The following is a 1715-nucleotide window of genomic DNA, read 5'->3' as shown; positions in this document are numbered from 1 at the left end:
TCTCTTGGTTCTTCTTCGCCCAGCGGGCATCCGTATCTTTTTGAGCGCCAACGTTCGGATTCTTTTCAAAACGATCAGGCGTTTCACCGCGTTTTATCTGTTTGTTTTCTTCCTTTTTATTGCGCTGCCTGGGAACATCGACAAAACTCGCATCCACTATTTGACCTTTTCTTGCTTGAAAACCGTGTTCCTCTAATTGAACATCAAAAGTAAAAAACAAACGCTTCATTAAACCAGCTTTGACTAGGTTTTCTCTAAACAGCCACACTGTCTTGGCATCAGGCACCTTGTCCGATGGAGTCAGACCTAAAAACCGGCAAAACGAATAGCGGTCCCGTATTTGGTACTCTATCTGATCATCGGATACATTGTATAAGTGCTGAAGTACGAGTACTTTGAACATCAGTAGCTCGTCATAGGCTTTACGACCCGCATTGCTTTTTCGGTTCGACTTTCGTATTTCCTTTAAGGTCGGACGAAAGGCTTCCCAAAATATCAGTTTGTTGAGATGAACTAATGGATCTTTTTCATCTAACTTGCGATACCTGTCATCTAAATCAAAAAAGCCGGGCTGAGACATAGAAGGAAGCTCTTGAAATTTTTGAACAGTGAGATTATATCAAAGTTAGGCTATTTTTAGAGGTGCCCTTTAGAGGCATATTCAATTGATAAACCTTCTTATCTAGGGATTTCTTCTGCTATTGAGTACGATAATGGAAAGTATGCAGTATTGGGTGGCTTTGGTTTTGTAGGTGAAAAATATACAAACTGTAATTATTTCGACTCCTCTAAACCTTATGAAAATTGTGGTATTGACTTTATGCTCTTTGTGGATCTTAAAAATCAGAAAGTATCAAGAATTAACAATCATGATATTCCTGAAATTGGAGTGAATAGCTTGATGGAAACAGGCGGGTTGCAAGGGTATGATTCCTATGGTTGTTATATTAACTTTGCTTTGCAGTCTGCTGATGTTGACTTGGATGGGAGGTCGGAAGTATTTTTTTTTGGGGGTGTTGGAGATTTTGAATATCGTGGAGAGGGTAAAAATGTTCAGACGACTTTGAAAATATATTCTGGTAGTAGTTATAAAAATATTTTCAGTGAAGAAATGTCTTATGAAAACTTTGTGGGGGAGGATGTTTACAGCTTTTACTTAAATAGTCAGGAGTTGATTGAGTATCAATATATTAGTAATTCGATGCTTGATTCACAAGGTATGCAGGTTCAATCAAAAATAGAGCCTTCAGTGAGGAGGTTTGCAAAGTTTTATTTTTTAGACGTAGATAAAAATGGGCTATTGGATATTCTTGTCTGGCGGAAGATATTAACGGCTAGAAAGCGTACAGACTCTGTTAAAGGTTACGAATTGGCCGAAACTGAGTATGCTCGCTATGAAGAGGGGTTTTCGGGGTTTGAAAAAATACCTATGGGGGCAAGATTCTATAAAAAATTTATTGATTACACTTTCTTTAAATTGGGATAAAGGGTTTCCACATGAAAACTATTGTGAAGAAGGCGGAAAGTTAGGAAATATTCCTGTTAAGATAGATGGTACGAACTTATCAGATTTTTAAACTTCAGTTAGGGTAGTGTTCAAATTTCTGTGTCATTTCTTTCATAAACTGGTTGTAACCAGAGGAGATGACACATGTCCAAATCAGACCTTCCTTTCGATCTCGAAGACGCTATTGCCCATATCAAAGCCGGAAAGC

The 1715-nt window shown here is 38.1% G+C and carries 2 protein-coding genes; one reads left to right on the top strand and one right to left on the bottom strand.

Annotation, left to right across the window (positions count from 1 at the left end; genetic code table 11):
• On the bottom strand, positions 1-580 hold a 580-nt coding region (locus LU351_RS20390; RefSeq protein WP_232592392.1), incomplete at its 3' end, for a transposase.
• Positions 581-730: 150 nt separating this feature from the next.
• Between LU351_RS20390 and LU351_RS20385 the strand changes: the two genes are divergently transcribed.
• The gene (locus tag LU351_RS20385; protein WP_232595925.1) at positions 731-1486 is read left to right on the top strand and encodes a hypothetical protein; all 756 of its coding nucleotides are present in this window, start codon (positions 731-733) and stop codon (positions 1484-1486) included.
• Positions 1487-1715: the final 229 nt, after the last annotated feature.

This window comes from Marinibactrum halimedae (assembly GCF_021234875.1).
GTDB lineage: Bacteria > Pseudomonadota > Gammaproteobacteria > Pseudomonadales > Cellvibrionaceae > Marinibactrum > Marinibactrum halimedae.
The sequence above is the reverse complement of the archived record's forward strand: the minus strand, read 5'-3'. Positions and strand labels throughout refer to the sequence as shown.